Origin of the sequence: Pseudomonas sp. LM13, from assembly GCF_041381355.1 — a bacterium.
GTDB lineage: Bacteria > Pseudomonadota > Gammaproteobacteria > Pseudomonadales > Pseudomonadaceae > Stutzerimonas > Stutzerimonas frequens.
In genome coordinates this window covers 238907-263289 of sequence record NZ_JACBXH010000001.1, presented here as the reverse complement: position 1 = coordinate 263289, position 24383 = coordinate 238907, and the positions used below count along the sequence as shown (strand labels likewise).

23 protein-coding genes are annotated in these 24383 nt (G+C 66.0%); 5 read left to right on the top strand and 18 right to left on the bottom strand.

Annotated elements, in window-relative coordinates:
• The first annotated feature begins 219 nt into the window (after nt 1–219).
• Both amn and HZR81_RS01240 read left to right on the top strand, forming a co-directional pair.
• Nucleotides 220–1695: an AMP nucleosidase gene (amn, locus tag HZR81_RS01245; RefSeq protein WP_500127100.1), complete on the top strand. Its 1476-nt coding sequence runs from the start codon at nt 220–222 to the stop codon at nt 1693–1695.
• A gap of 66 nt (nt 1696–1761) precedes the next feature.
• Nucleotides 1762–2004, top strand: coding sequence for a DUF2789 domain-containing protein (locus tag HZR81_RS01240; protein ID WP_063540874.1), 243 nt, complete (start codon nt 1762–1764; stop codon nt 2002–2004).
• A 14-nt stretch (nt 2005–2018) separates the two neighbouring features.
• Here the strand turns inward: HZR81_RS01240 and HZR81_RS01235 are convergent, their stop codons facing one another.
• From HZR81_RS01235 to HZR81_RS01215, 5 genes are all read right to left on the bottom strand, one after another.
• A complete protein-coding gene (locus HZR81_RS01235) occupies nt 2019–2591 on the bottom strand; it encodes a HupE/UreJ family protein (protein ID WP_125872334.1) in 573 nt (190 codons plus the stop codon).
• Nucleotides 2592–2620: 29 nt separating this feature from the next.
• A complete protein-coding gene (ureG, locus tag HZR81_RS01230) occupies nt 2621–3235 on the bottom strand; it encodes an urease accessory protein UreG (protein WP_014818985.1) in 615 nt (204 codons plus the stop codon).
• Nucleotides 3236–4119: 884 nt separating this feature from the next.
• Nucleotides 4120–4812, bottom strand: coding sequence for an urease accessory protein UreF (locus tag HZR81_RS01225; RefSeq protein WP_500127099.1), 693 nt, complete (start codon nt 4810–4812; stop codon nt 4120–4122).
• Nucleotides 4809–5309, bottom strand: coding sequence for an urease accessory protein UreE (gene ureE / locus HZR81_RS01220; RefSeq protein ID WP_500127098.1), 501 nt, complete (start codon nt 5307–5309; stop codon nt 4809–4811). Before ureE ends, HZR81_RS01225 begins: the two co-directional genes overlap by 4 nt.
• Before the next feature lie 163 nt (nt 5310–5472).
• Nucleotides 5473–5958: a GNAT family N-acetyltransferase gene (locus HZR81_RS01215; RefSeq protein ID WP_500127254.1), complete on the bottom strand. Its 486-nt coding sequence runs from the start codon at nt 5956–5958 to the stop codon at nt 5473–5475.
• 259 nt (nt 5959–6217) lie between these two features.
• On the opposite strand from HZR81_RS01215, the gene HZR81_RS01210 reads away from it, so the two are divergent.
• Nucleotides 6218–7090, top strand: a complete 873-nt coding sequence (locus HZR81_RS01210; RefSeq protein ID WP_102838740.1) for a DMT family transporter — start codon at nt 6218–6220, stop codon at nt 7088–7090.
• Nucleotides 7091–7189: 99 nt separating this feature from the next.
• A complete protein-coding gene (locus HZR81_RS01205) occupies nt 7190–8053 on the top strand; it encodes an isocitrate lyase/PEP mutase family protein (RefSeq protein WP_003301755.1) in 864 nt (287 codons plus the stop codon).
• Between the two features lie 7 nt (nt 8054–8060).
• Here the strand turns inward: HZR81_RS01205 and HZR81_RS01200 are convergent, their stop codons facing one another.
• On the bottom strand, nt 8061–8786 hold the full coding sequence (locus tag HZR81_RS01200) for a TorF family putative porin (RefSeq protein ID WP_500127097.1): 726 nt from the start codon (nt 8784–8786) through the stop codon (nt 8061–8063).
• 203 nt (nt 8787–8989) lie between these two features.
• On the opposite strand from HZR81_RS01200, the gene HZR81_RS01195 reads away from it, so the two are divergent.
• Entirely contained in the window at nt 8990–9256 is a 267-nt protein-coding gene (locus HZR81_RS01195) for a DksA/TraR family C4-type zinc finger protein (RefSeq protein ID WP_500127096.1), read from the top strand.
• Here HZR81_RS01195 and HZR81_RS01190 read toward each other — a convergent pair whose 3' ends face one another.
• The 12 genes from HZR81_RS01190 to urtA form a co-directional block, all read right to left on the bottom strand.
• Nucleotides 9257–10438: a GAF domain-containing sensor histidine kinase gene (locus tag HZR81_RS01190; RefSeq protein WP_500127095.1), complete on the bottom strand. Its 1182-nt coding sequence runs from the start codon at nt 10436–10438 to the stop codon at nt 9257–9259. It lies immediately after the preceding gene.
• Between the two features lie 129 nt (nt 10439–10567).
• Complete coding sequence (ureC, locus tag HZR81_RS01185) at nt 10568–12268, bottom strand: urease subunit alpha (protein WP_500127094.1); 1701 nt, start codon at nt 12266–12268, stop codon at nt 10568–10570.
• Between the two features lie 120 nt (nt 12269–12388).
• The gene (locus HZR81_RS01180; RefSeq protein WP_427756699.1) at nt 12389–12694 is read right to left on the bottom strand and encodes an urease subunit beta; all 306 of its coding nucleotides are present in this window, start codon (nt 12692–12694) and stop codon (nt 12389–12391) included.
• Nucleotides 12691–13254 carry a GNAT family N-acetyltransferase gene (locus HZR81_RS01175; protein WP_427756697.1) on the bottom strand — a complete coding sequence of 188 codons (564 nt, stop codon included), beginning with the start codon at nt 13252–13254 and terminating at the stop codon, nt 12691–12693. Before HZR81_RS01175 ends, HZR81_RS01180 begins: the two co-directional genes overlap by 4 nt.
• Nucleotide 13255: 1 nt before the next feature.
• A complete protein-coding gene (gene ureA, locus HZR81_RS01170) occupies nt 13256–13558 on the bottom strand; it encodes an urease subunit gamma (RefSeq protein WP_181090153.1) in 303 nt (100 codons plus the stop codon).
• Nucleotides 13559–13698: 140 nt separating this feature from the next.
• A complete protein-coding gene (locus tag HZR81_RS01165; protein WP_500127093.1) occupies nt 13699–14532 on the bottom strand; it encodes an urease accessory protein UreD in 834 nt (277 codons plus the stop codon).
• A 188-nt stretch (nt 14533–14720) separates the two neighbouring features.
• Nucleotides 14721–18269: a magnesium-translocating P-type ATPase gene (gene mgtA / locus HZR81_RS01160; RefSeq protein ID WP_500127092.1), complete on the bottom strand. Its 3549-nt coding sequence runs from the start codon at nt 18267–18269 to the stop codon at nt 14721–14723.
• Between the two features lie 103 nt (nt 18270–18372).
• Nucleotides 18373–19071: an urea ABC transporter ATP-binding subunit UrtE gene (gene urtE, locus HZR81_RS01155; RefSeq protein ID WP_500127091.1), complete on the bottom strand. Its 699-nt coding sequence runs from the start codon at nt 19069–19071 to the stop codon at nt 18373–18375.
• Between the two features lie 130 nt (nt 19072–19201).
• Nucleotides 19202–20053 (bottom strand): urea ABC transporter ATP-binding protein UrtD, encoded by an 852-nt coding sequence (gene urtD, locus HZR81_RS01150; RefSeq protein WP_003283036.1) that lies wholly within the window; start codon nt 20051–20053, stop codon nt 19202–19204.
• The gene (gene urtC / locus HZR81_RS01145; RefSeq protein WP_003283037.1) at nt 20050–21129 is read right to left on the bottom strand and encodes an urea ABC transporter permease subunit UrtC; all 1080 of its coding nucleotides are present in this window, start codon (nt 21127–21129) and stop codon (nt 20050–20052) included. Before urtC ends, urtD begins: the two co-directional genes overlap by 4 nt.
• Nucleotides 21126–22697, bottom strand: coding sequence for an urea ABC transporter permease subunit UrtB (gene urtB, locus HZR81_RS01140; RefSeq protein WP_500127090.1), 1572 nt, complete (start codon nt 22695–22697; stop codon nt 21126–21128). The genes urtC and urtB overlap by 4 nt, the downstream gene beginning before the upstream one ends.
• 233 nt (nt 22698–22930) lie before the next feature.
• Complete coding sequence (gene urtA / locus HZR81_RS01135) at nt 22931–24199, bottom strand: urea ABC transporter substrate-binding protein (RefSeq protein WP_500127089.1); 1269 nt, start codon at nt 24197–24199, stop codon at nt 22931–22933.
• Between the last annotated feature and the right edge of the window lie 184 nt (nt 24200–24383).

The following is a 24383-nucleotide window of genomic DNA, read 5'->3' as shown; positions in this document are numbered from 1 at the left end:
CGGTAGGAGCCTGTGCGGCTGATGCAGCAATGCATCGGCGGCGGGCTCGAAGCGGTGCCCGAATCCGACGCCAGGCTCTGGTGTCGGATTTTTTTTCGCCGATGACGGCGCACATTTCCAGCGCGCGGCGTCTCCGGTGCGGCTCCATCCGCTCGGCTGCGTATACATCCGTCACCAAATGCAGCCAAGATAGGCCTGTGTGTTAAGCCAGGATGAGCCATGACTTCCAACGAATCCAGATCCTTCACCGTCGCCACCTGCGCTGAGGAGGCGGTCGACAAGCTGGCCGAGCTGCACGCGCAGGCCACAGCGGCGCTCAACCAGGCGCTCAAACGCTACGTCGCCAGCCGCACCGAGCCCAGCGCCGCGGAGCGCAACCTGTTCCGCTACCCGCAGCTGCGCCTGACCTACGAGTGCCACGGCGAAGTGCCGGCCTCGACCCGTGCCTACGCTAAGGTCCAGGCACCCGGCGTGTACAGCGTCACCGTGACCCATCCGGCGGCGTTCCGCGCCTATCTGCTCGATCAGCTGAAACCGCTGATCCAGGACTTCAACGTCACCGTTGAGGTCGGCATGAGCGACCGCAACATCCCTTATCCGTACGTCATCGAGCAGGGCGACGAGCTGGCCGGCACCGGCGTGACCGCCGCCGAGCTGGCGCGGGTATTCCCCAGCACCGACCTGTCCGCCGCTACCGACGATATCGCCGACGGGCTCTACGACTGGGAGCACGCCGATCCCTATCCGCTGGCACTGTTCGATGGCGCGCGGGTGGATTTCTCGCTGCGCCGGCTGGTGCACTACACCGGCAGCGATTGGCGCCACGTACAGCCGTGGATCCTGCTGACCAACTACCACCGCTACGTCGACCAGTTCATCCGCCACGGCCTGGACATGCTGCGCGACGAAACCCGCTTCGTGCGCATGGTGCTGCCGGGCAACGTGGTTATCGAGCGCGGCATGGAAGAGGGCGAGGCGCAGGCGATCATCGGTGGCGTGATGTGGCACCGCTACCAGATGCCGGCCTATCACCTGATCGCCGAGGACGGCCACGGCATCACCCTGGTCAACATCGGCGTCGGCCCGTCCAACGCGAAGAACATCACCGATCACCTGGCCGTTCTGCGTCCGCATTGCTGGCTGATGATCGGACACTGCGGCGGGCTACGGCAGTCGCAGTCCATCGGCGACTACGTGCTGGCCCACGCCTACATGCGCCGCGACGGCATCCTCGATCGCGTGTTGCCGCCGAACATTCCGCTGCCGGCCCTGGCCGAGGTCCAGCAGGCGCTGCAGGAGTCCGCAGCCAAGGTCACCGGCGAGCAGGGCGAGGCGCTGAAGAAGCGCCTGCGCACCGGCACCGTGCTCACCTACGACGACCGCAACTGGGAACTGCGCTGGGCGCAGGAGCGACCGCTGATCAACCTGTCGCGGGCCGTTGCGGTGGACATGGAGAGCGGCACCATCGCCGCCCAGGGCTACCGCCTGCGGGTGCCCTACGGGACACTGCTGTGCGTATCGGACAAGCCGCTGCACAGCGAAATCAAGCTGCCCGGCTCGGCCAACGCGTTCTACGAGCGGGCCGTGACCCAGCACCTGAAGATCGGTATCACCGCACTCGAACTGCTGCGCAACCAGCTCAACTCGCTGCACTCGCGCAAGCTGCGCAGCTTCGACGAGCCACCGTTCCGCTGACGCCGGCGCTTTCGCGGGAATGAGCAATACTCATAGCGTTCATTCCCGCGAGCACCGGAGGTCAACATGGAACAGTCGATCCACGCCTTCCACAACCTGTTCGAGCAGTTGGGCCTGCCCAACGACGATGTCTCGATCAGGCGATTCATCGAAACCCATTCGCCGCTGGCAGACGATGTCTATCTGGCCGACGCGTCGTTCTGGACGCCGGCCCAGGCGGCTTTCCTGCGCGAGGAGATTCTCGAGGATGCCGACTGGGCCGAGGTGGTCGATCGCCTCAATGTCGCGCTGCGGCGGCGCTATCACTGAGGCATGGCTGGTTCTCAGCCGGCCAGCAGCCAGGCGCCGGTGACTGCCGAGGCGGCACCGGCGATGCGCACCAGCGGTGCGGCGGCCTGCGGCAGCAAGCGAACCAGTGCGTAACCGGCGGCATGCAGAGCGGCGGTGGCAACAACGAAACCGGCGGCATACCCCCATGGGCTGGACAGCTCCGGCAGTTCCAGTCCGTGGGCGACCCCGTGGCTGGCGGCGAACAGCGCGGTCAGCGCTGCGGCAACGACCAGCGGCGGGCGAATTGCCAGGGCTACCAGCAGGCCGAGGGCCAGAACCGAGCCGGCAATACCGGTTTCCATCAGCGGCATTTCGATTCCGGCGAAACCGGCCAGCCCGCCGAGCAGCATGGTGGCGACGAAGGTCAGCGGCAGCGCCCAGCGCGCCTTGCCAGTCTGCTGGGCCGCCCACAGTCCGACGGCAACCATCGCCAGCAGGTGGTCGAGACCGAAGATCGGGTGGGCGATACCGGACAGCACGCCGGCATGGTCATGCCCGGGGTGAGCCAGCGCCAATGCCGGGCTGAGCAGCAGGAGGGTGGCGAGCAGTGGTTTGCGCAGGTTCATAAAGACTCCTTGGGGTGAGCGGTCGGACGTCAGGCGGCGCTGAGCATTCCCTGTTTTTCGATAAAGGCGATGATTTCCTCAAGACCCTGGCCGACCTTCTGGTTGCTGAAGACGAACGGCCGTTCGCCGCGCATCTTGCGGGCGTCGCGATCCATCACCTCCAGCGAGGCACCGACCATCGGTGCCAGGTCGATCTTGTTGATCACCAGCAGGTCGGACTTGCAGATGCCCGGGCCACCCTTGCGCGGCAGCTTGTCGCCGGCCGACACGTCGATCACGTAGATGGTCAGGTCCGACAGCTCCGGGCTGAAAGTCGCCGAGAGGTTGTCGCCGCCGGACTCGACAATGATCAGATCCAGGCCGGGAAAGCGCCGGTTGAGCTGCTCCACGGCTTCGAGGTTGATCGAGGCGTCCTCGCGGATTGCCGTGTGCGGGCAGCCGCCGGTTTCCACGCCGATGATCCGCTCCGGCGCCAGGGCCTCGTTACGCACGAGGAACTGGGCGTCTTCCTGGGTGTAAATGTCGTTGGTCACCACGGCGAGGTTGTAGCGGTCGCGCAGGGCCTGGCACAGGGCGAGGGTCAGGGCGGTCTTGCCGGAACCGACCGGCCCGCCAATGCCGACGCGCAGGGGTTGGGTGTTCATGGGAGTTCTCCTCTGGAAGGCAGAGAGGCTGCCTCGGGGTTGATGCGAAGGGCGTGCCGCTGCCGATTGGGGCAGGGGGGAATAGAAATCGTTGGGTGATCGATGGTGGCGTACGCAGTGTTGTCAGGCGCCGCGCTTTCCTCGGCTGGGACTACCGGTTGCGCCTTGCACGGCGCGTCACTTTCTCTTGTCTCGCCAAGAGAAAGTAACCAAAGAGAAGGCGACCCCGACATCCGGACTGGGCGTCCCCGGTTTGCTACGCAAAACTCCCCTCCCTCCGGCATTACTCCGGGGGATGTGGTCCGAGCCGGTTGGAAGTTTCTAAACGGGTCCGTAGGGTGGGTAGCGCGAAGCTTACCCACCGGTTTGAAAAGTAATACGCCATGGCTCGGCGAGAGCGTGCTTGTAGCCTGCGGTGGAAAATGCTGCGCAGTTTTCCACCCTACATCGCGGGCGAGAGATAGCGGCAGGGCTGTCTGTAGGTCGCTGGCGTTACCCTCAGCTTGTTTTTTCTTATACGGACGATCAGGCGACATCAATTGCCCCTTCAGGAGGGTGAACGGAGTCGTTGTGGAGAGGGGCGAGCGGCATGGATGCCGCAAGAGCCGTAAAGGGCCATGGATGGCCCTTGTACGGCGACCCTCGGAGCGGCGGCGGAGAGAACGAACCCTTCGCGAAGCGAAGGGCCGAATGCAGGGGCAAGCGTTTTTGCTTACTTTTTTCGCGACTGAAAAAAAGCGAGTCGCCCAACAGGGCGAAACCTAAGGTCAGTGCCCATAACGACGCCGCGCCGTCGAGGGAAGCTGCTCCCGCCACCACCTGTGCACCGCCTCGGCCTGCTCCTGTGCAGCTGCGCCCGTAGCACGGGGCTCGCGCCAGTTCTCTCATGACCTAAACAACCGACTGTACTGCCGCTCATGCGCCATGCTGGTCAGCACCAGTCCAAATGGCGCACTGCCCCATTCCCGCTCCGGCAGCTGACTGGCTTCCCGTTGCGCCTGGCTCAGGACCGGCAACAACTGCGAGGTCAACCGCTGCGCCGCCTGCTGCCCCAGCGGCAGGGTCTTCATCAGCACCGCCAGCTGGTTTTCCAGCCAGCCCCACAACCAGGCGACGACGGCATCGGCGGGCATGATCTGCCAGGCGCGGGCGGCCAGTGCCCAGGCGAGGGCCAGGCCGGGCTCGCCGGCGGCCGCGAGGCAGTCACGTGCCGGCGGGTCGAGTTCTGGCAGGCCGTCGAGCAGCTGCGCGAGGGAATAGCCCATCTGCCGGCTTTCCAGCTGCAGTTCGCGGGTTTCGCGGCTGGCGCGGTGCTCGGCGGCGAGCTGCAACAGGCGCGGCCAGTCATCCCGCTCGGCGGCTTCGCAATGCGCCAGCAGCAGCGGCGCCTCGAAGCGGGCGAGGTTGAGCAGCAATTGATCCTCCAGCCAACGCCGGGCGCTGTCGGCGTCGCTCACCCGGCCGTTCTCCACCGCCATTTCCAGCCCCTGGGAATAGCTGTAGCCGCCGATCGGCAGCTGCGGGCTGGCCAGCCGCAGCAGAGCCCAGGCCGAGCCGGGTGCGGCCGCTGCGTTCACGGGCGTACGCCGAACTGGTGCAGGCGCGGTGCGTAGCTGAACTCCGCCTCGCCGGCGTGGGAGTGGTGATGGCCGCCACCGTAGGCGCCATGCTCCGGCTGGAAGGGCGCTTCGATATGTTCGACCTGGGCGCCCAGCTGCAACAGCATGTCCTTGAGCACGTAGTCGTCGAGCAGGCGCAGCCAGCCGTCACCGACCTGCAGGGCGACATGGCGATTGCCCAGGTGGTAGGCCGCGCGGGTCAGTTCGAAAGCGCTGGCGCAGGTGACGTGCAGCAGTTGTTCGGGCCGAGCGCGTACGCGCACCACGCGGCCATCACCGGCGAGCAGGCATTCGCCATCGTGCAGCGGCGGCTGGCCGCGTTCGAGAAACAGGCCGACGTCTTCGCCGCTGGTACTGAAGCAGCGCAGGCGACTCTTGCTGCGCGCGTCGTAGGTCAGTTCGAGTTCGGCCTGCCACTCGGGGCGGGCCTCGATGCGTTGGCGAATCACCAGCATGTGCAGAGTTCCGGTCGGATCGTTTCCGGAACAAGAGCAAGTGGCTTGCCAACCGAGCCCATGTATCGCGATCACGGCGGCTGTCGGGCCTGCGTGCCTGATAATGGGGCTTTGGGCGCACCTTCACGGTGCACGTGTCGGGGGCGGGTCTGATGCGTGCGCCTTACTGGTGCAGATCGCGCACCATATACACCGCCGGGATCTGGTAACTGGCCAGGTTGCCGGCCTGCGGCGGGTCGAGTTCGTCGTGGGCTTCGTAGCCCAGGCGCGACCAGAAGCCGGTGGAATCCTGCACCGAGACCAGTGCCGAATAGCGCAGCTGTGCGGTGCCGGCCTGTTGCAGGTTGTGCCGCACCAGTGCCGGGCCTATGCCGCGGCCTGCGGCTCGTCCGGCCACGGCGAGGTCATGCAGGTAGAGGCAATCGGCTTCGCCGTCGGTGCAGAACTCCCCGTCCAGCGGGGTCACTTTGCCCAGGCGCGAGTGATAGGCGAAAAGGTAGGCGCATACGCCGTCGTCATCCTCGGCCACCCACGCCAGCTGCGGAAATGCCGCCAGACGCGAACGGATCACCGCCTCGTCTTCGAGGACCTCGGCGGCATAGGATTCTTCCTGGATCGCCAGGACGGCAGGGATATCGCGCTCCTGCATCGCTCTCAACTGGTACATCACGACTACACTCGAACGCCGCGAAACGCCGCGCGGCTCGGCAAAAAGCCGGCGATCATACGCGAAATGCCGGCGCTCCGCTTGCCGCCGGGCGGCCCATCCGCAGCTCCGTTGTCACCCGCAGCCGGACAGTCGCGACCGTGCCCAGGCTCAGGTGAAAGGTTTCAGCTGATTGGTACAGCGGTGCGACAAGATGACAGGCATAATGGTTAGCCTGCTAACAAGTGGTTTGAGGCCTGCGTTGAACGATCACCATCACCCGCTCTACGGCGTCCTGCTGATACTGCTGTCGGGTCTGTTGCTGGCCAGTCATGACGGGCTGGCCAAACACCTCTCGGAAATCTACCCGGTGTTTCTGGTCATCTGGGCTCGTTACGTCGCGCAGACGGTGCTGATGACCGCGCTGTTCGTGCCGCGCATGGGCCAGCGCGTATTTCGCACCCTGCGCCCGTGGCCACAATTGCTGCGCGGGCTGAGCCTGGTCAGCGTCAGCCTGCTGTTCATCAACGGCCTGCATTTCATTCCGCTGGCCGAAGCCACTGCGGTGATCTTTCTGACACCGGTGCTGGTAACCATCGCCTCGGCGCTGCTGGGCGAGCGGGTCAGTCGCAGCCAGTGGCTGGCCGTGGCCTTCGGTCTGCTCGGGGTGGTGATCATCGTGCGCCCCGGTTCGGCGCTGTTCACCCCGGCGGTGCTGTTGCCCTTCGGCGCGGCGCTGTCGTTCACCGTATACCAGCTGGTGACCCGGCGTCTGGCCGGCACCGATCACCCGGTGACCAGCAACTACCTGACCAGCCTGGTCGGTTGCGTGACCCTGAGCGTGCTGGTGGTCTTCAACTGGCGCACGCCAACGCTGCACGACGCGCTGCTGATGGGCGCGCTCGGTGGCATGGCGATGCTCGGCCACCTGCTGCTGACCAACGCCTTCCGCTTCGCCAGCGCGGCGACGCTGGCGCCGTTCACCTACGGCCAGATCGTCTTCGCCGGGGTGGTCGGCTATGTCGCCTTCGATCACGCGCCGGATGCCGGGGCGCTGATCGGCATGGCGGTGATCATCGCCAGCGGCCTGTGCATGGCTTATGTGCAGCGCCGCCAGCGGCCAGTCATGGGATAGAACAGCGAATGTGCCATTCGGCCGACCAGGCAGCTTCTCAACAACACTGAAATGAAAAGACAGGGCGAATCGACCCTTGCGTGCACCCATGGAGCCTATATGCCGCGACTCTCTCATCACGACCTGCGCCGCAACTTTCGCGAGCTGCTGAACGCCGACCGCTGCTTCCACACCGCCTCGGTGTTCGACCCGATGTCCGCGCGCATCGCCGCCGACCTCGGCTTCGAAGTGGGCATCCTCGGTGGCTCGGTGGCCTCGCTGCAGGTCCTCGCCGCGCCGGACTTCAACCTCATCACCTTGAGCGAATTCGTCGAGCAGGCCACGCGTATCTGCCGTGTCGCCCAGTTGCCGGTGCTGGCCGACGCCGATCATGGCTACGGCAACGCGCTGAACGTGATGCGCACCGTTTCCGAACTGGAACGCGCCGGGATTTCCGCGCTGACCATCGAGGACACCCTGCTGCCGCCCAAATTCGGCCGCCGCTCCACCGACCTCATCGGCATGTTCGAGGCCGTCGGCAAGATCCGCGCGGCGCTGGAGGCGCGAGTCGACCCGGAAATGGCCATCATCGGCCGTACCAATGCTGGCGTGATCGGCTTCGAGGAAGTCATCGCCCGCGCCCAGGCCTACGAAAAGGCTGGTGCCGATGCCATCTGCCTGGTCGGCATCGAAGATTTCGACCACCTGGAGAGCATCGCCAGCCAACTCAGCAAGCCGCTGATGCTGGTCACCTACGGCAACCCCAACCTGCGCGACAACGCGCGGCTGGCGGCGCTCGGCGTACGCATCGTGGTCAACGGTCACGCGGCCTACTTCGCCGCGATCAAGGCGACCTACGACTGCCTGCGCGAACAACGCCAGGTCGATGCGCTGGACCTGAACGCTTCGCAGCTGTCGGTCAAATACTCCACGGCCGATGAATACGTCGTCTGGGCCGAGGAGTACATGCAGGTCAAGGAATGAGCCGCGCTCAGAACAGCTGCCGCTCGGCACGGAAGGTCAGCAGGCCGTCGCAACGCGGGTTCTGTCCCGAGTAGGCGCTGCAGGCCTGGCCGCTCAGGCTGGAGCCGCTGTAGGACAGGTTCAGTTGCAGGCCCAGCCAGGGCCGCGAGAGGTCGAGCGACCAGTCGCTGAACATGTCCACGCTGCCGCCACCGTCGAGATAATGCGGTGTGGCCAGCGCGTGGCTCGAGTACTTCACGCGGACGCCGACGGCGAATGGCGTCACCGTGCCCAAGTCCAAGTAGAAGGTGCTGTCGGTGCGCCCGGCGGCACTGTTAAGCGCCGCACCGAGGCGGCGATCGCCCAGCGTCAGGCCACCGTAGTATTCGTGTCGATCCCATTCGGGCAGTTCCGGAAAGCTGTAGCGCATCAGGCCGATCTCGTAGCCGAGTTGGCCATGATCGTTCTGCTGTGCGTAGCCGAGATAGGAGTTCACCTCGAGTTGCCTTCCCTCGACCAGGCCGACGCTGGGGGACCACTGCCCGACATACAGCCCGCTGGCATGGGTGAGATCGAGCCCGCCATGGAATGCATTGCCGGTACTCGGTTGCACCAGCCCCTGAGCCATGCTGCGGGCGGGCTCGGTGCCCAGCTTGAGATCGAAGGTGCCCAGATCGCGTTCCAGCACCTGTGGTTCGCTGGCGCAGCCCGCTGCCAGGAGCAGGCTGGTTATGATCGGTAAGATGCGCTTCATGCTGGCTGCCCTGCCGGTTCGCAAATGCCCGAGGCACTAAGCCGTCGGCGTGAACCGAGGCAGGATAGGTGACTGTGCCGCTCGGGTTGCGCCATCCGTCGATTGCCCGGCGTCATTCGATGGGCGGTACCACCCGGGGTGAGCATCCGGCGGCGCAGCGACTCCAACGCAGAACAGCATCGAGCCGATGCGGGAGGTGGAGCATGGCGACAGGTTGGGCAGGTGACGGTGCCGTCCAGGAGCAGATCGACAGCACAGTCGAAGACGCGGTGCAGCGTGCCCGTAGCAAGCTCGCCCGCGGCGAGAGCCTCAAGCATTGCGAGGAGTGCGGCGCGGCCATTCCCGAAGCACGGCGCCAGGCGGTATCCGGCGTCAGGCTGTGCATCAAGTGCCAGGCCGAGCAGGACAAGGAAGACGCCAGGTTCAGCGGCTATAACCGCCGTGGCAGCAAGGACAGCCAGCTGCGCTGATCAGGCGCGCTGCAGCGGCATGCGGAAGGTGAAGGTGGTACCGGCCTCGGCGCTGGAGGTTACCTGCATGCCGCCGCCATGGGCTTTGGCCACCTGGTCAACGATGAACAGCCCCAGTCCAAGCCCGTTGCGCGAGGTGTCGTCTTCCTGGGAATAGGCATGGAACAGTCGTCCCAGCCGTTGCGCCGGGATTGGCGTGCCGCGATTGTGCACCGCCAGCTGGAAGTGCTCGTCGATCACCTCGGCCTTCACGATCACCGGACCTGTGCTGGCGCCATGGTGCAGCGCGTTGGTGATCAGGTTGGCCAGCAGCTGGGCGATCCGGTCCGGGTCGCATTCGAACACCGGCAGCTCCGGCACCTGTTCGAGAATGACTCGGCGTGGATGGGCGGTGCGCAGTTCGGTGACCACCTGCATCAGCGTGAGATGCAGGTTGGCTGCGGCGGTCCAGTTCAGCGGTATGCCATTGCCCAGCTGGCCGCGCGCGAAATCCATCAGATCATCGACCATGCGCGAGGCGCGCTGGCTGGACGTGCGCACATGCTCGGCGAGCTGCTGCGTGCCGCGTTCCGTCGAGCGCCGGACCAGCAGATCGCTGGCCGCCTGGATCGAGGCGAGCGGGGTGCGCAGGTCGTGCCCGAGCAGGGCGATGAACTGCTCGCGCTGGTGGCCAGTGATGCGCTCGTCGGCCAACGCTGCACGGGTGGCCTGCTGCTGCTCCTCGGCTTCGATCTGCAGGGTCAGCAGGCGCGCGAAGGATTCGAACATTGCCCGCGTTGCCGGGCTGGACAGGTCGCGTGGCAGTGGATCGAGCGCACAGAGCGTGCCGAAGAAACCGCCGTCGGCGCGCAGCACCGGCACCGAGATATAGCTTTCGAAGCCATACATCTGCGGCGTGTGATGGTTGCAGTAATCGGGGTCGGCGCTGACCTGGCTGATGATGATCGGCTGGTGCGAGGCGTGGATCTCGCTGCACAGCGTCGTGGTGATATCCAGCTCGCCACCGACCTTCAGGCCGAACTCGATGCGATCGAGCACGGCGCATGCGGTCCAGTTCGTCTCGGTGACGCGGGCAACCGCAGCGAAGCGCAGGCCGGTGGTTTCGCTGACCACCTGCAGGATGGCCGGGACGGCGCTGATGCGCTGGACAGTGAGCAGGTCGTCGAGGATGGATCGCACCATCTGCAGGCCCTGAGCGGCGAAAAAAGGCCGGCCACTTTAACATGGCCAACCTCTTCTGCAGGCGGCGGTCAGCCGAGCGCAGCGGGTTGCGCCGCGCCGGTGAGCGGCGACTGGTTACGCATCAGTCGATCAGAACAGAAAATAGCGCTGCGCCATCGGCAGCACTTCGGCCGGCTCGCACCAGAGCAGCTGGCCATCGGCGCGCACCTGATAGTTCTGCGGGTCGACCTGGATGTCCGGCGTGTAGTCGTTGTGGATCAGGTCTTTCTTCTGCACCGAGCGGCAGCCCTTCACCACGCCGATCTTCTTCTTCAGGCCCAGCTGCTCAGGCACGCCGGCCTCGAAGGCTGCCTGGCTGATGAAGGTAAAGCTCGACGCGTGCAGCGAACCGCCGTAACTGGCGAACATCGGCCGGTAGTGCACCGGTTGCGGTGTCGGGATCGAGGCATTGGCGTCGCCCATCAGGCTCGCGGCAATGGCGCCGCCCTTGAGGATCAGGCTCGGCTTCACGCCGAAGAACGCCGGGCGCCAGAGCACCAGGTCGGCCCACTTACCCACTTCGATCGAGCCCACCTCGTGGCAGACGCCGTGGGTGATTGCCGGGTTGATGGTGTACTTGGCGATGTAGCGTTTGGCGCGGAAGTTGTCGTTGCCCGCGCCGTCGCCGGGCAGGGCGCCGCGCTGCTTCTTCATCTTGTCGGCGGTCTGCCAGGTGCGGGTGATCACCTCGCCGACGCGGCCCATGGCCTGGCTGTCGGAGCTGATCATCGAGAACGCGCCGAGATCATGCAGGATGTCTTCGGCGGCGATGGTCTCGCGGCGGATGCGGCTCTCGGCGAAGGCCACATCCTCGGCGATGCTCGGGTCGAGGTGGTGGCAGACCATGAGCATGTCCAGGTGCTCGTCGATGGTGTTGCGGGTAAAGGGCCGGGTCGGGTTGGTCGAGCTGGGCAGCACGTTGGCGAAGCCGCAGGCCTTGATGATGTCAGGCGCGTGGCCGCCACCGGCGCCTTCGGTGTGGTAGGTGTGGATGGTGCGGCCCTTGAACGCGCCGAGGGTGGTCTCGACGAAGCCCGATTCGTTCAGCGTGTCGGTATGGATGGCCACCTGCACGTCGTACTGATCGGCGACCGACAGGCAGTTGTCGATGGCCGCCGGCGTAGTGCCCCAGTCCTCGTGCAGCTTGAGGCCGATGGCGCCGGCCCTGACCTGCTCGATCAGCGGTTCCGGCAGCGAGGCGTTGCCCTTGCCGGTGAAACCGATGTTCATCGGGAAGGCGTCGGCGGCCTTGAGCATCATCGCCATGTGCCAGGGGCCGGGCGTCACCGTGGTGGCGTTGGTGCCGGTAGCAGGGCCGGTGCCGCCGCCGATCATGGTGGTCACGCCGCTCATCAGCGCCTCTTCGATCTGCTGCGGGCAGATGAAGTGGATGTGCGAATCGATGCCGCCGGCGGTGAGGATCATGCCTTCGCCCGCGATCACTTCGGTGCTGGCGCCGATGGCGATGGTCACATCGGGCTGAATGTCCGGGTTGCCGGCCTTGCCGATGGCGGCGATGCGGCCGTCCTTGAGACCCACGTCAGCCTTGACAATGCCCCAGTGGTCGAGGATCAGCGCGTTGGTGATCAGGGTATCGACCACCTCGGCGGCGCACAGCTGGCTTTGGCCCATGCCGTCGCGGATGACCTTGCCGCCGCCGAACTTCACCTCTTCGCCATAGGTGGTGAAGTCTTTTTCGACTTCGATCCACAGGTCGGTGTCGGCCAGGCGCACCTTGTCGCCAACGGTGGGGCCGAACATGTCGGCATAGGCTTGGCGGGAAATCTTCATTGCATCTCATCCTGTCCGTAGGGTGGACAACGCGAAGCTTGTCCACCGGCAATCTGGGTGGTGGAAAAGCCTTCGGCGTTTTCCACCCTACGAAGCTTGCTTGTCGCTTGCGGCTGCGCTCTAGAGCGCGCCCATTACCCGCCCGGCAAAGCCGAATACCCGGCGATCGCCGGCCAGCTCGACCAGCTCCACCTCGCGGCTCTGGCCCGGTTCGAAGCGCACCGCGGTGCCGGCCGGGATGTTCAGGCGCATGCCGCGCGCCGCGGCGCGGTCGAAGGCGAGCGCGTCGTTGGTTTCGAAGAAGTGATAGTGCGAGCCGACCTGGATCGGCCTGTCGCCACTGTTGGCCACGCTCAGCGTGAGGGTGCGGCGGCCGGCGTTTAGCTCGATATCGCCGTCCTGGATCTGGTATTCGCCGGGGATCATGGCTGGGGCGTCCTGTTCAGGGTCAGTTGCATCATGGTCAGATCCAGCCAGCGGCCGAACTTGCAGCCTACCTGGCGCATCTGGCCGACATGGATGAAGCCGAGCTGCTGGTGCATATGGATCGAGGCGCGGTTCTCGCTTTCGATGAAGGCGATCATCACGTGCTTTTCCAATCCCCGTGCGCGCTCGATCAGGGCCTTCATCAGGCTGCGGCCGATGCCGCTGCCGCGATGGTCGGGGCTGACGTAGACCGAGTTCTCCACCGTATGACGAAAGCCGTCGTGGGGCCGCCAAGGGCCGAACGAGGCATAGCCGGCCACCTGTCCCTGCTCGTCGATGGCCACCAGCACCGGGTAATTCTGTTCGTGGCGCTCGGCCAGCCAGGCCTGGCGGTTGGCGAGGTCGACGGTGTGGTCGTTCCAGATCGCCGTGCTGTTCTGCACCGCGTCGTTGTAGATATGCAGAATGCCTTCGAGGTCGGCATCCAGGGCGTCACGTATCTGCACGTTCAAATCCTTCAAAGCGGGTCTTGGGTCTTTGCAGTAGACATTGACCGACATTTCAGGCGATTGGTTGATGCACGGTGACCAGCTTGGTGCCGTCCGGGAAAGTCGCCTCGACCTGAATCTCCGGGATCATTTCCGGCACGCCTTCCATCACCTGTTCGCGGTTCAGCAACGTTGTGCCGTAGTGCATCAGTTCGGCGACCGTCTGCCCGTCGCGGGCACCTTCGAGCAGCGCCGCGGAGATGTAGGCCATGGCCTCCGGATAATTGAGCTTCACGCCGCGCGCCAGTCGGCGCTCGGCCACCAGGCCAGCGGTGAAGATCAGCAGCTTGTCCTTCTCTCTTGGTGACAGATCCATAACCGCTCCAGTCGTAGGGTGGATGTCGCTCTTCGTATCCACCGGCCGGTGGTCGAGACCACGCAGCGTTGTTCAGGGCGACGTGCACGCAGGCGCGCCGGCGTAGGGAGGGCAGCGGCGCAGCCGTGCCCACCGGTCATTCAGGTACTCCAGATGCGAGGCGGCACCGCCTCGCGGCCCAGCAGTTCAGGGCGCAACATTCGCCACAGGTCGATCAGCCAGGCGCGGGCGTGCAGCGCCTCGTCGGCCAGACAGCGCGCCACGATGAGCCCTGGCAGTTGCGTCAGGTCACCGCGCACGCGGCTGGGCAATTCACGGCAGCGTTCCAGCAGGTCCGCGTCGAGCTCGCCGCTGGCGATCAGGGTGGCGAACACCGAACGCCCGTCGAGGCCGATCGGTGAGCCGAGCAACGCATCGGCGCCGGCGATGCGCTGGCGCTCGTGCCAGATCAGCTGGTCGTCGCGACGGATATCCAGGCGCGCCTGGAAATGCCCGGCGTCGAAGCGCTCGCCCGCGGCCGGCCGGCCGAGGGCAACCATGTCCCAGTAGAACAGCCGCGCATCGCCTTCCAGCTCGATGACCGTGCTCAGCTCGGCCTGCGCTGCGGAATAGACAATGGTCTCCTGCGGCAGCCATTCCAGCGTGGCACCGGTTTGGACGCGCAGGCGCAGGTCCTGAAAGGCCGGGCTGGCGGCGCGATACCACTTGGCTGCACCGGGGCTGGTCAGCTGCGCCCAGGCACCGGCTGCAACCGAGGCGCTGATATCCAGCCGATCGCCACCGGCAATGCCGCCCGGTGGGTGCACGATGATGTGCTGACAGACCTCCGGCCCTTCGGGATACAGATGCTTCTGCACCCGTAGCGGTCCGCTATGGCGGCGCAGCACCGGGCGCGTCGCGTCGCCGATGCGGGTATAGCCGAGCTCGAGCTCGGCCTGCCAGTGCGGAGTGAAGGGGTGAGTCAGAACGGTCATGCGCGGCTGCCGGTGGTAGTTGACTGGGCAGACAGCAATAGTCGTGCCTCCATCCGACGGTATGCGCAGCTTCGGGGCGTGCAAGGCCTCGTCGACGACGAGACCTGTGGGGATATGCACCGTTACGGTGCGATCTGCTGCCGACCCGTTCGCCATGCCCTTTCGTGGTGCGCCTGCTGCGCTCTTGCTCAGGGCTGACGGGATGCGCCGAGCCGGGCGAAGAAGCGCTGCTTGGTCCATTCCGAACAGGCCGCATAGAGCAGCGTGATCAGCAGAACCGCCCCGAGCACCGTGGCCGGCAGTGGCTGCAGGGCGAACCAGCCGCCCACCGGCGTGTAGGGCAGCAGCACGGTCAGCAGCGCAATGAGCAGTGAACTGACCAGCAGGAAGCGCCCCGGCCGGCTGCGGTAGAACGGCTTGTGCGTGCGCACCACGAAGATGATGGCGAGTTCGGTGATCAGCGATTCGACGAACCAGCCGCTGCGAAACAGCTCCGGTTGCTCGCCCACCAGGTACAGCAGCACGCCGAAGGTGAGCAGATCGAAGGCCGAGCTGATCAGGCCGAACAGGATCATGAAGCGACGCACCTCGCCGATGTCCCAGCGATGCGGCGTGCGTGACCAGTCGGCATCGACGCGGTCACCGGCGATGCCGATGGCCGGAATGTCGGAGAGGAAGTTGTTGAGCAGGATCTGCTTGGCCAGCAGCGGCAGGAAGGGCAGGAAGAACGAGGCCACGGCCATGCTTATCATGTTGCCGAAGTTGGCGCTGGTGGTCAGGTAGATGTACTTCAGCGTGTTGGCGAAGGTACGCCGGCCTTCGTCGATGCCCTGACGGACCAGGCCCAGCTCGTGGCGCAGCAGGACGAAATCGGCCGCCTCCTTGGCCACGTCCACCGCGTTGTCCACCGAGATGCCGACGTCCGCGGCATGCAGTGCCGGCGCGTCGTTGATGCCGTCGCCGAGAAAGCCCACCACGTGGCCGGTCTTCTGCAGCGCACGGATGATGCGCTCCTTCTGGTTGGGATCGACCTCGGCGAACAGGCTGACCCGCGGCGCCAGGTTGATCAGCGCCTCGTCGCGCATCTGCCCGATCTCGGCGCCAGTGATGACGCGCTCGACATCGATGCCGACGCTCTCGGCCACCTGCCGGGCGATCAGGCGGTTGTCGCCGCTGATGATCTTCACCGCCACGCCCAGCTCGCGCAGCGTTGCCAGCTCCTCGCGCACACCGGGCTCGGGTGGGTCGAAGAACAGCAGGAAGCCGGCGAAGACCAGCGCCTGCTCATCATCGACGGTGCAGCGCTCGCCTTCCATGGAGCGCCAGGCAAGGCCGAGCACCCGATAGCCGGCGGCGCTCCAGGCAGCGAAGCGGGCCGCCAGTGCCTCACGCCGCTCGGCGGTCAACGGCAACACGGCATCGCCCTGCTGCACGAACGCCGACACCTGCAGCACGTTATCCAGCGCACCCTTGCAGATCAGCCGTGGCGTGGGCTCGCCGGCGTCGCGCAAGAGCACGCTCAGGCGCTTGCGGACGAAGTCGTAGGGAATTTCATCGAGCTTGTCGGCGCCAGTCATGGCCGGCGCCTTGTCGCGGGCGTAGTCGCCGATCGCCTCGTCCAGCGGGTTGCGCAGGCCGGTCTGCAGCGATGCGTTGAGCCAGGCCATGCGCAGCACCGTGGTGCTGGGCTGGCCGTCGGCGTCCAGCGCGCCGTCGAGGGCCACCACGCCGCGGGTGAGGGTGCCGGTCTTGTCGGTGCAGAGGGTGTCCATCGCGCCGAGATTCTCGATGGCGTTGAGATGGCGCACGATCACGCCGCGCCCCGCCATGCGTCGCGCGCCGGCCGAAAGGGTCGCGCTGAGGATCGCCGGCAACAGCTCCGGCGACAGCCCGACGGCCAGGGCGATGGCGAACATCAGGGTGTCCAGCGGCGGTCGGTCGAGAAACAGGTTGAGCCCGAGCACCGCCGTGACCATCACCAGCATCACGCGCAGCAGCAGACCGCCGAACTGGCGCAGGCCACGCTCGAACTCGGTTTCCGGCGGGCGCAACACCAGCGAGCGCTCGATATGGCCCAGCTCGGTATGCAGGCCGCAGCGCACGGCCAGCAGGCGCGCCGTGCCGCTGCGCAGCGAGGTGCCGCGGAACAGGCAGTTGTCGCGCTGCGCCAGGGCGGCGTCGCTGGCGATCCGGCTCGCCTGCTTCTGCACCGGAAAGGTCTCGCCGGTCAGCAGGGCCTGGTTGACGAAGCAGTCGCGCGCCTCGACCAGCCGGCCATCGGCCGGAATCAGGCTGCCTGCCGAGAGCTCGACGATATCGCCGGGCACCACTTCATCCGCGGTCAGGCTCTGCAGGCGCCCGTCGCGCCAGACATCGGCGCGGCTGGCCACCTGTTCGCGCAGGCGCGCAATCGCGCGGTTGGAACGGACCTCGTGCAGGCTGCCGACTAGCGCGCTGGCGATGACGATGGCCAGCACGATCAGGGCATCCAGCCAGTCATGGGCGATCAGCGCCACCAGCGCGCCGATCAACAGGATCAGCACCAGCGGGCTGGACAGCTGGCGCAGCAGCGAGGCGCCGACCTGCCGCGCCAGGTTCGGCCGGTACGTACGCCTGACCGACGGCTGACGCGCGGCGGCAGCGTCGCTGGCGAGCCCGTTCGGGCCGCTCTTCAGGCTGGCATAGAGCTCATCCAGCGGCTGGCTCCAGTAGTCCGGCGTGACCGTCTCGTGGTGGTCTGCGGCCCCGGCCCGCAAGGCGTCCCGGGAGAGCCAGAAGCCGGGCAGCATCGGCAGCCAGAAGCTCAACACGCGAAACAGCAGCGTTGCCGACAGGCCGGCCGCCAGCGGCACGCCGGCCCAGCTGAGGGTCGCTACTGCGGCGGCCTCGAACGCACCCAGCCCACCCGGCACGATGCCGACGCTGCGCAACACGCTGGCCAGCATGAAGCTGGCGAAGATGCCGGCGAAGGGCGCCGCGTGGCCGACCGCGTGAAGCAGCGCCCAGAGGGTCAGGGCGTCAAGCAGGACGATCAGCAGGGAATAGCCGCTGGCCCAGCTCAGCAGGCGCGGATTGCGCGTGAGCCGGGGCTCGGCCGCGAACACCATCGCCAGCAGGCGCTGCATCCAGCGCACGTGTTGCAGGCGCCTGGCCAGGGCGCCCTGCGGCAGCCCGGCGATCAACGGTGCGGCGATCGCCATGAGGCCGCAGAACAGCATGAAGGCTGCGCTGGTGGCGATCACGGCGAGACTGCCATGGCCGCTGTCGATCGCGATGAAGAGGGCGGCGCCGAGCGCCAGCAGGTAGGCCACGAAATAGGTCGACACGCTGACGATGAAACAGCTGGAAACCTGAGACGCAGCGATGCCGCGGCGCTGCAGCAGGGCGACCACTGCCACCGCGCCGCTGAATCCGGAGGAAGGCAGGGCCTGGTCGATGAACAGCTTGGTCAGGCTGAGTTTGGTGGCGTCCCACAACGGCAGCGACGTGCCCGCGGCCGTCAGTACCTGGCGATACAGTTGACCCTGGACGACGTAAGTCAGCCCCTGCAGCGCAATGGCGACCAGCAGCCAGGCCGGCTCGGCCTGGCTGAGAACCAGGGCGAAGTGGCTGGCGTCGGCCAGCTGCAGGACGCCGACCACCAGTGCGCCGAGCATGGCCGCGCCCAACAGCCAGGACAGCCAGATCAGCGGCCTGGCATGTTCGGTCGGGGCGGAAGAGTCGAACGCATCGTGCATGCCGTGCACCCCCTGCTGGAGCCAACGCTGTCAATCATCGGCCCGGCGGGAGAGCCGGAGATTGACACCGATCAGGCACCCCCGTGAGGGCGCTGCAGCAAGGCTAGATCGCCACCAGGCGTTGCACACTCTCGGCGGCCATGTTTTCGCCACGGCCCTGCTGGATGATCTCGCCGCGGCTCATCACCAGGTACTGGTCGGCCAGTTCGGCGGCGAAGTCGTAGAACTGCTCCACCAGGAAGATCGCCATGTCGCCGCGGGCCGCGAGCTTCTTGATCACCGCGCCGATCTCCTTGATCACCGAGGGCTGGATGCCTTCGGTGGGTTCGTCGAGGATCAACAGGCGCGGCTTGCTCGCCAGCGCGCGGCCGATGGCGAGCTGCTGTTGCTGGCCGCCGGAGAGATCGCCGCCGCGACGGTGCTTCATTTCCTGCAAAACCGGGAACAACTCGTAGATGAACTCGGGGACTTCCTTGGCTTCCCTGGCGCTGAAACGGGACAGGCCCATCAGCAGGTTTTCCTCGACGGTCAGGCGGCCGAAGATCTCGCGCCCCTGCGGCACGTAGGCGATGCCGGCGTGCACGCGCTGATGCGGCTTGAAGCCGGTGATCGGCTTGCCCTCCCAGTTCACCGCGCCTTCCTTGGCCGGGATCAGGCCCATCAGGCACTTGAGCAGGGTGGTCTTGCCGACGCCGTTGCGTCCGAGCAGGCAGGTGACTTCGCCGACCTTCGCCTCGAACGAGAGGCCGCGCAGGATATGGCTGCCGCCGTAGTACTGGTGCAGTTGCTGGACTTGCAGCATGTCGATGTCCTTGTTTCTTTCGTGACGCGTGGAAAAAGCTGCGCCGCTTTCGGTGGATAAGCCTGCGGCGTTATCCACCCTACGATTCGACGGGCGTAGGGTGGATGGCCGAAGCCATCCACCTTTTTGCTCAACGCCCCAGATACACCTCGATCACCCGCTCGTCCGCCTGCACCTGTTGCAGCGAACCCTCGGCCAGCACCTGGCCCTGGTGCAGCACGGTGACGTGGTCGGCGATGGTTTCGACGAAGCCCATGTCGTGCTCGACCACCATCAGCGAATGCTTGCGCGCCAAGGACTTGAACAGCTCGGCGGTGAACTCGGTCTCGGCATCGGTCATGCCGGCTACCGGCTCGTCGAGCAGCAAGAGCTGCGGCGACTGCATCAGCAGCATGCCGATCTCGAGGAACTGCTTCTGCCCGTGGGACAGCAGCCCGGCCGGGCGATGACGCGACTGGCCGAGGCGGATGGTCTCCAACACTTCGTCGATGCGGTCCTTCTGCTCGCCGGAAAGCCTGGCCCTGAGGCTCGCCCATACCGACTTATCGGTCTTCTGCGCCAGCTCCAGGTTCTCGAACACCGAAAGCGCCTCGAACACCGTGGGCTTCTGGAATTTACGGCCGATGCCGGCCTGGGCGATGTCCACCTCGCTCATGCGGGTCAGGTCCAGGGTTTCGCCGAACCAGGCGCTGCCGCTGGTGGGGCGCGTCTTGCCGGTGATGACGTCCATCATGGTGGTCTTGCCGGCGCCGTTGGGGCCGATGATGCAGCGCAGCTCGCCGACGCCGATGTACAGGCTGAGGTCCGTCAGCGCCTTGAAGCCGTCGAAGCTGACGTTGATGTCTTCCAGGCTGAGGATGGTGCCGTGGCGTACGTCCAGGCCCTTCTCGGCAACCCGGCCGAGGCCGATGGCATCGCGGGTCAGGCCACCGCCGGTGGGGTCGAAGCCGTCGATGACGGCGCTGCAGGGTACGGTTTTCATTCTTCGCCCCTCCGCTTGATGAGGCCGATGACGCCCTTGGGCAGGTACAGGGTGACGACGATGAACAGCGCACCGAGGGCAAACAGCCAGTATTCGGGGAAGGCCACGGTGAACCAGCTCTTCATGCCGTTGACGAGGCCGGCGCCGAGCAGCGGGCCGATCAGCGTGCCGCGTCCGCCGAGTGCGACCCAGACGGCGGCCTCGATGGATTGCGTCGGTGCCATCTCGCTGGGGTTGATGATGCCGACCTGCGGCACGTAGAGCGCACCGGCCAGGCCGCAGAGCACCGCTGACAGCGTCCAGATGAACAGCTTGTAGCCGCGCGGATCGTAGCCGCAGAACATCAGCCGGTTCTCGGCATCGCGCAGGGCGGTGAGCACCCGGCCGAACTTGCTGCGCGCCAGGCGAAAGCCCAGGTACAGGCTGCCGGCCAGGAGCGCCACGGTGGCGAGGAACAACGTGGCGCGGGTCGCCGGCGCCGAGATCGAGAAACCGAGGATGGTCTTGAAATCGGTGAAGCCGTTGTTGCCGCCGAAGCCGGTCTCGTTGCGGAAGAACAGGAGCATGCCGGCGAAGGTCAGCGCCTGGGTCATGATCGAGAAGTACACGCCCTTGATTCGCGAGCGGAAGGCGAAGAAGCCGAAGACGAAGGCCAGCACGCCGGGCACCAGCACCACCAGGCACATGGCCCAGAGAAAGCTCGACGTGCCGTACCAGTACCAGGGCAGCTCGTTCCAGGCGAGAAAGCTCATGAACGCCGGCAGGCCGTCGCCGGCGCTCTGGCGCATCAGGTACATGCCCATAGCGTAACCGCCGAGGGCGAAGAACAGGCCGTGGCCGAGGGACAAGAGCCCCGCGTAACCCCAGACCAGATCCAGCGCCAGGGCGACGATGGCGTAGCAGAGGATCTTGCCCACCAGGGTAAGGGTGTAGGCCGAAACGTGCAGGGCATGCTCGGCCGGCAGCAGGTGCAGCAGCGGCATGGCGACGAGGACGGCCAGCGCCAGGCCGAGGGCGATGACCGTGGCTTTCGGCCCGGCTTTCTGCGCGGCGGTGAGGGTAAGTGGCTGGTTCAATCGATGACCCTCCCCTTGAGAGCGAAGAGCCCCTGCGGACGCTTCTGGATGAAGAGGATGATCAGCGCGAGGATGAGGATCTTGCCCAGCACGGCGCCGATCTGCGGTTCGAGGATCTTGTTGGCGATGCCGAGGCCGAAGGCGGCGAAGATGCTGCCGGCCAGCTGGCCGACACCGCCGAGCACCACCACCAGGAAGGAATCGATGATGTAGCTCTGGCCGAGGTCCGGGCCGACGTTGCCGATCTGGCTCAGGGCCACGCCGCCGAGCCCGGCGATGCCGGAGCCCAGCCCGAACGCCATCATGTCGATGCGCCCGGTGGGCACGCCGCAGCAGGCGGCCATGTTGCGGTTCTGCGTTACCGCGCGCACGTTCAGGCCCAGGCGCGTCTTGTTCAGCAAGAGCCAGGTCAGGAGCACCACGAACAGCGCGAAGCCGATGATCACCATGCGGTTGTACGGCAGCACCAGGTTCGGCAGCACCTGCAGGCCACCGGACAGCCAGGCCGGGTTGGCGACCTCGACGTTCTGCGCGCCGAACAGCACCCGTACCAGCTGGATCAGGATCAGGCTGATGCCCCAGGTCGCCAACAGGGTTTCCAGCGGGCGGCCGTACAGATGGCGGATCACCGTGCGTTCCAGTGCCATGCCGATCGCGGCGGTGACGAAGAAGGCCACCGGCAGCGCCACCAGTGGGTAGAAGGCGAGGGCCTCCGGGGCGAGCCGCGCCATCAGCACCTGCACCATGTAAGTGGTGTAGGCCCCGAGCATGAGCATCTCGCCGTGGGCCATGTTGATCACCCCGAGCAGGCCGAAGGTGATCGCCAGGCCGAGGGCGGCGAGCAGCAGGATCGAGCCCAGCGACAGGCCGCTGAAAGCCTGGCCGAGCAGTTCGCCGATCAGGAGCTTGCGCTTGACCTGAGCCAGGCTGGTCTCGGCGGCCTTGCGCACGTTGGCGTCGGTTTCCGCCTCGTCGGCCAGCAGGTTCTCCAGGCGCACCCGGGCCATGGGCGCGCCGGTTTCGCCGAGCAGGCGCACCGCGGCGAGGCGTACGGCGGGGTCGCTTGCGGTCAGCTGCAGGTTGGCCAGCGCCAGGGTCAGCGCTTCGCTGACGGCGGCATCGTACTCGGCGTCCAGGCGCTGCTGGAGCAGCTCGAGCTGTTCCGGTTGGCCGCTGCGCTGCAGGCGCTTGGCCGCGGCGAGGCGCTGCGCGGGGTCTTCGGCGAACAGCTGGTGGCTCGCCAGGGCGGTGTTGAGCAGGCCGCGCAGGCGGTTGTTCAGACGCAGCTTCTTCGGCGTGCCGACCGGCTCGGCATCACCTTCGAGGGCACGGTAGGCCCCGTTTTCCTCGATGAAGGGCGTCTTGTTCTGGTCGATGGCTACGCGATTGGCGCGCAGCGCTTCGATCAGCGGCAGCCGCTCAGGCGCGGGCGCGGCGGCCCAGCTTTCCAGCAGCCTGGCCTGTTTGGCCGGGCTGGCCTTGGCGTAGTCGGCTGCTTCTCCGGCGTGCACTGCCCAGGGCAGGGCGAGCAGGAGCAGCAGCAATAATCGGTGCAGGGCAGTGTTCATCTGTGCATTCCCCAGGGGAGGTCGCGGGCTCTCTTAATGGAGCTAGTGACGGCTGGCAGGCGGATGAGAAAAGCGACATTCATCCGCCGCTACAGCGTCGAAGGTGGCCTGTTTGTAGGGTGGGCTTCAGCCCACCGAGGGCTGATGGTGGGCTGAAGCCCACCCTACGAATGCAGGGCCGTAGGGCAGTGCTCGTCAGATGGATGGCGCTTCATCCACCACAACGGCGTCGATCAGTTCGACTTCACCGCGTAATCCGGCTTCTTGTCGTTGCCCGGGATGTACGGGCTCCACGGCTGCGCGCGGACCGGGCTTTCGGTTTCCCAGACCACCGAGAACTGGCCGTCCTCCTGGACCTCGCCGATCATCACCGGCTTGTGCAGGTGGTGGTTCTTCTCGTCCATGGTCAGGGTGTAGCCGCTCGGTGCCTTGAAGGTCTGCCCGGCGAGTGCATCGCGCACTTTGTCCACCTCGGTGCTGCCGGCCTTCTCGACCGCCTGCGCCCACATGTGGATGCCTACGTAGGTGGCCTCCATCGGGTCGTTGGTCACGGCCTTGTCGGCGCCCGGCAGGTTCTTGGCCTTGGCGTAGGCCTTCCACTTGCTGACGAAGGCTTCGTTGACCGGGTTCTCCACCGACTGGAAGTAGTTCCAGGCGGCCAGGTGGCCGACCAGCGGCTTGGTGTCGATGCCACGCAGCTCTTCTTCACCGACCGAGAAGGCGACGACCGGAACGTCGGTGGCGTCCAGGCCCTGGTTGGCCAGCTCCTTGTAGAAGGGCACGTTGGAGTCGCCGTTGATGGTCGACACCACGGCCGTCTTGCCGCCGGCGGCGAACTTCTTGATGTTGGCGACGATGGTCTGATAATCGCTGTGACCGAAGGGGGTGTAGACCTCTTCGATGCTGGATTCCGGCACGCCCTTGCTGATCAGGAAGGCGCGCAGGATCTTGTTGGTGGTGCGCGGGTAGACGTAGTCGGTACCGAGCAGGAAGAAGCGCTCGGCGCTGCCGCCGTCTTCGCTCATCAGGTACTCGACGGCCGGGATGGCCTGCTGGTTTGGCGCCGCGCCGGTGTAGAAGACGTTCGGCGACAGCTCTTCGCCCTCGTACTGCACGGGGTAGAACAGCAGGCCGTCGAGTTCTTCATAGACCGGCAGTACCGACTTGCGCGATACCGAGGTCCAGCAACCGAAGGTCACCGCCACCTTGTCCTGGGTCAGCAGCTGACGGCCCTTCTCGGCGAACAGCGGCCAGTTGGAAGCCGGGTCGACCACCACCGGTTCGAGCTGCTTGCCGAGCACGCCGCCCTTGGAGTTGATCTCGTCGATGGTCATCAGCGCCATGTCCTTGAGCGAGGTCTCGGAGATGGCCATGGTGCCGGACAGCGAATGCAGGATGCCGACCTTGATGGTCTCTGCGGCCTGCAGGGTGAAGGGGAACAGGCCGCTGAGCATCAGGGCACTGGCGGCGAGGGTGGACTTGATCAGGGGACGGCGTTTCATTGTGGGGCTCCTTGGCTGTCCGTGCGCAACTGTGGGCTGAAAACATCGGAACGCCAGGAGCAATGGCAGCATCCGTGCCAAATGGCGCAAAGCCTTCTGCGACGCCGCTTTGCGCCGATCCAAGGTCGATCGGGCAACTTTCGCGGTGAGCCATGCTGGTGCACGCGAAGGCCGGTGGTGCACC

Coding starts and splice junctions, on each gene's coding strand:
- HZR81_RS01215 (WP_500127254.1), bottom strand. CDS start 5,958: ATGCAGGAGCGCGATATCCCTGCCGTCCTGGCGATCCAGGAAGAATCC.
- urtB (WP_500127090.1), bottom strand. CDS start 22,697: ATGAACACTGCCCTGCACCGATTATTGCTGCTGCTCCTGCTCGCCCTG.
- mgtA (WP_500127092.1), bottom strand. CDS start 18,269: ATGCACGATGCGTTCGACTCTTCCGCCCCGACCGAACATGCCAGGCCG.
- HZR81_RS01180 (WP_427756699.1), bottom strand. CDS start 12,694: ATGATCCCCGGCGAATACCAGATCCAGGACGGCGATATCGAGCTAAAC.
- urtE (WP_500127091.1), bottom strand. CDS start 19,071: ATGCTGCAAGTCCAGCAACTGCACCAGTACTACGGCGGCAGCCATATC.
- HZR81_RS01240 (WP_063540874.1), top strand. CDS start 1,762: ATGGAACAGTCGATCCACGCCTTCCACAACCTGTTCGAGCAGTTGGGC.
- HZR81_RS01190 (WP_500127095.1), bottom strand. CDS start 10,438: ATGGTGCGATCCATCCTCGACGACCTGCTCACTGTCCAGCGCATCAGC.
- ureE (WP_500127098.1), bottom strand. CDS start 5,309: ATGCTGGTGATTCGCCAACGCATCGAGGCCCGCCCCGAGTGGCAGGCC.
- HZR81_RS01200 (WP_500127097.1), bottom strand. CDS start 8,786: ATGAAGCGCATCTTACCGATCATAACCAGCCTGCTCCTGGCAGCGGGC.
- ureC (WP_500127094.1), bottom strand. CDS start 12,268: ATGAAGATTTCCCGCCAAGCCTATGCCGACATGTTCGGCCCCACCGTT.
- ureG (WP_014818985.1), bottom strand. CDS start 3,235: ATGAACACCCAACCCCTGCGCGTCGGCATTGGCGGGCCGGTCGGTTCC.
- HZR81_RS01165 (WP_500127093.1), bottom strand. CDS start 14,532: ATGACCGTTCTGACTCACCCCTTCACTCCGCACTGGCAGGCCGAGCTC.
- amn (WP_500127100.1), top strand. CDS start 220: ATGACTTCCAACGAATCCAGATCCTTCACCGTCGCCACCTGCGCTGAG.
- HZR81_RS01205 (WP_003301755.1), top strand. CDS start 7,190: ATGCCGCGACTCTCTCATCACGACCTGCGCCGCAACTTTCGCGAGCTG.
- urtD (WP_003283036.1), bottom strand. CDS start 20,053: ATGAAAACCGTACCCTGCAGCGCCGTCATCGACGGCTTCGACCCCACC.
- ureA (WP_181090153.1), bottom strand. CDS start 13,558: ATGGATCTGTCACCAAGAGAGAAGGACAAGCTGCTGATCTTCACCGCT.
- HZR81_RS01175 (WP_427756697.1), bottom strand. CDS start 13,254: ATGTCGGTCAATGTCTACTGCAAAGACCCAAGACCCGCTTTGAAGGAT.
- urtA (WP_500127089.1), bottom strand. CDS start 24,199: ATGAAACGCCGTCCCCTGATCAAGTCCACCCTCGCCGCCAGTGCCCTG.
- HZR81_RS01195 (WP_500127096.1), top strand. CDS start 8,990: ATGGCGACAGGTTGGGCAGGTGACGGTGCCGTCCAGGAGCAGATCGAC.
- HZR81_RS01235 (WP_125872334.1), bottom strand. CDS start 2,591: ATGAACCTGCGCAAACCACTGCTCGCCACCCTCCTGCTGCTCAGCCCG.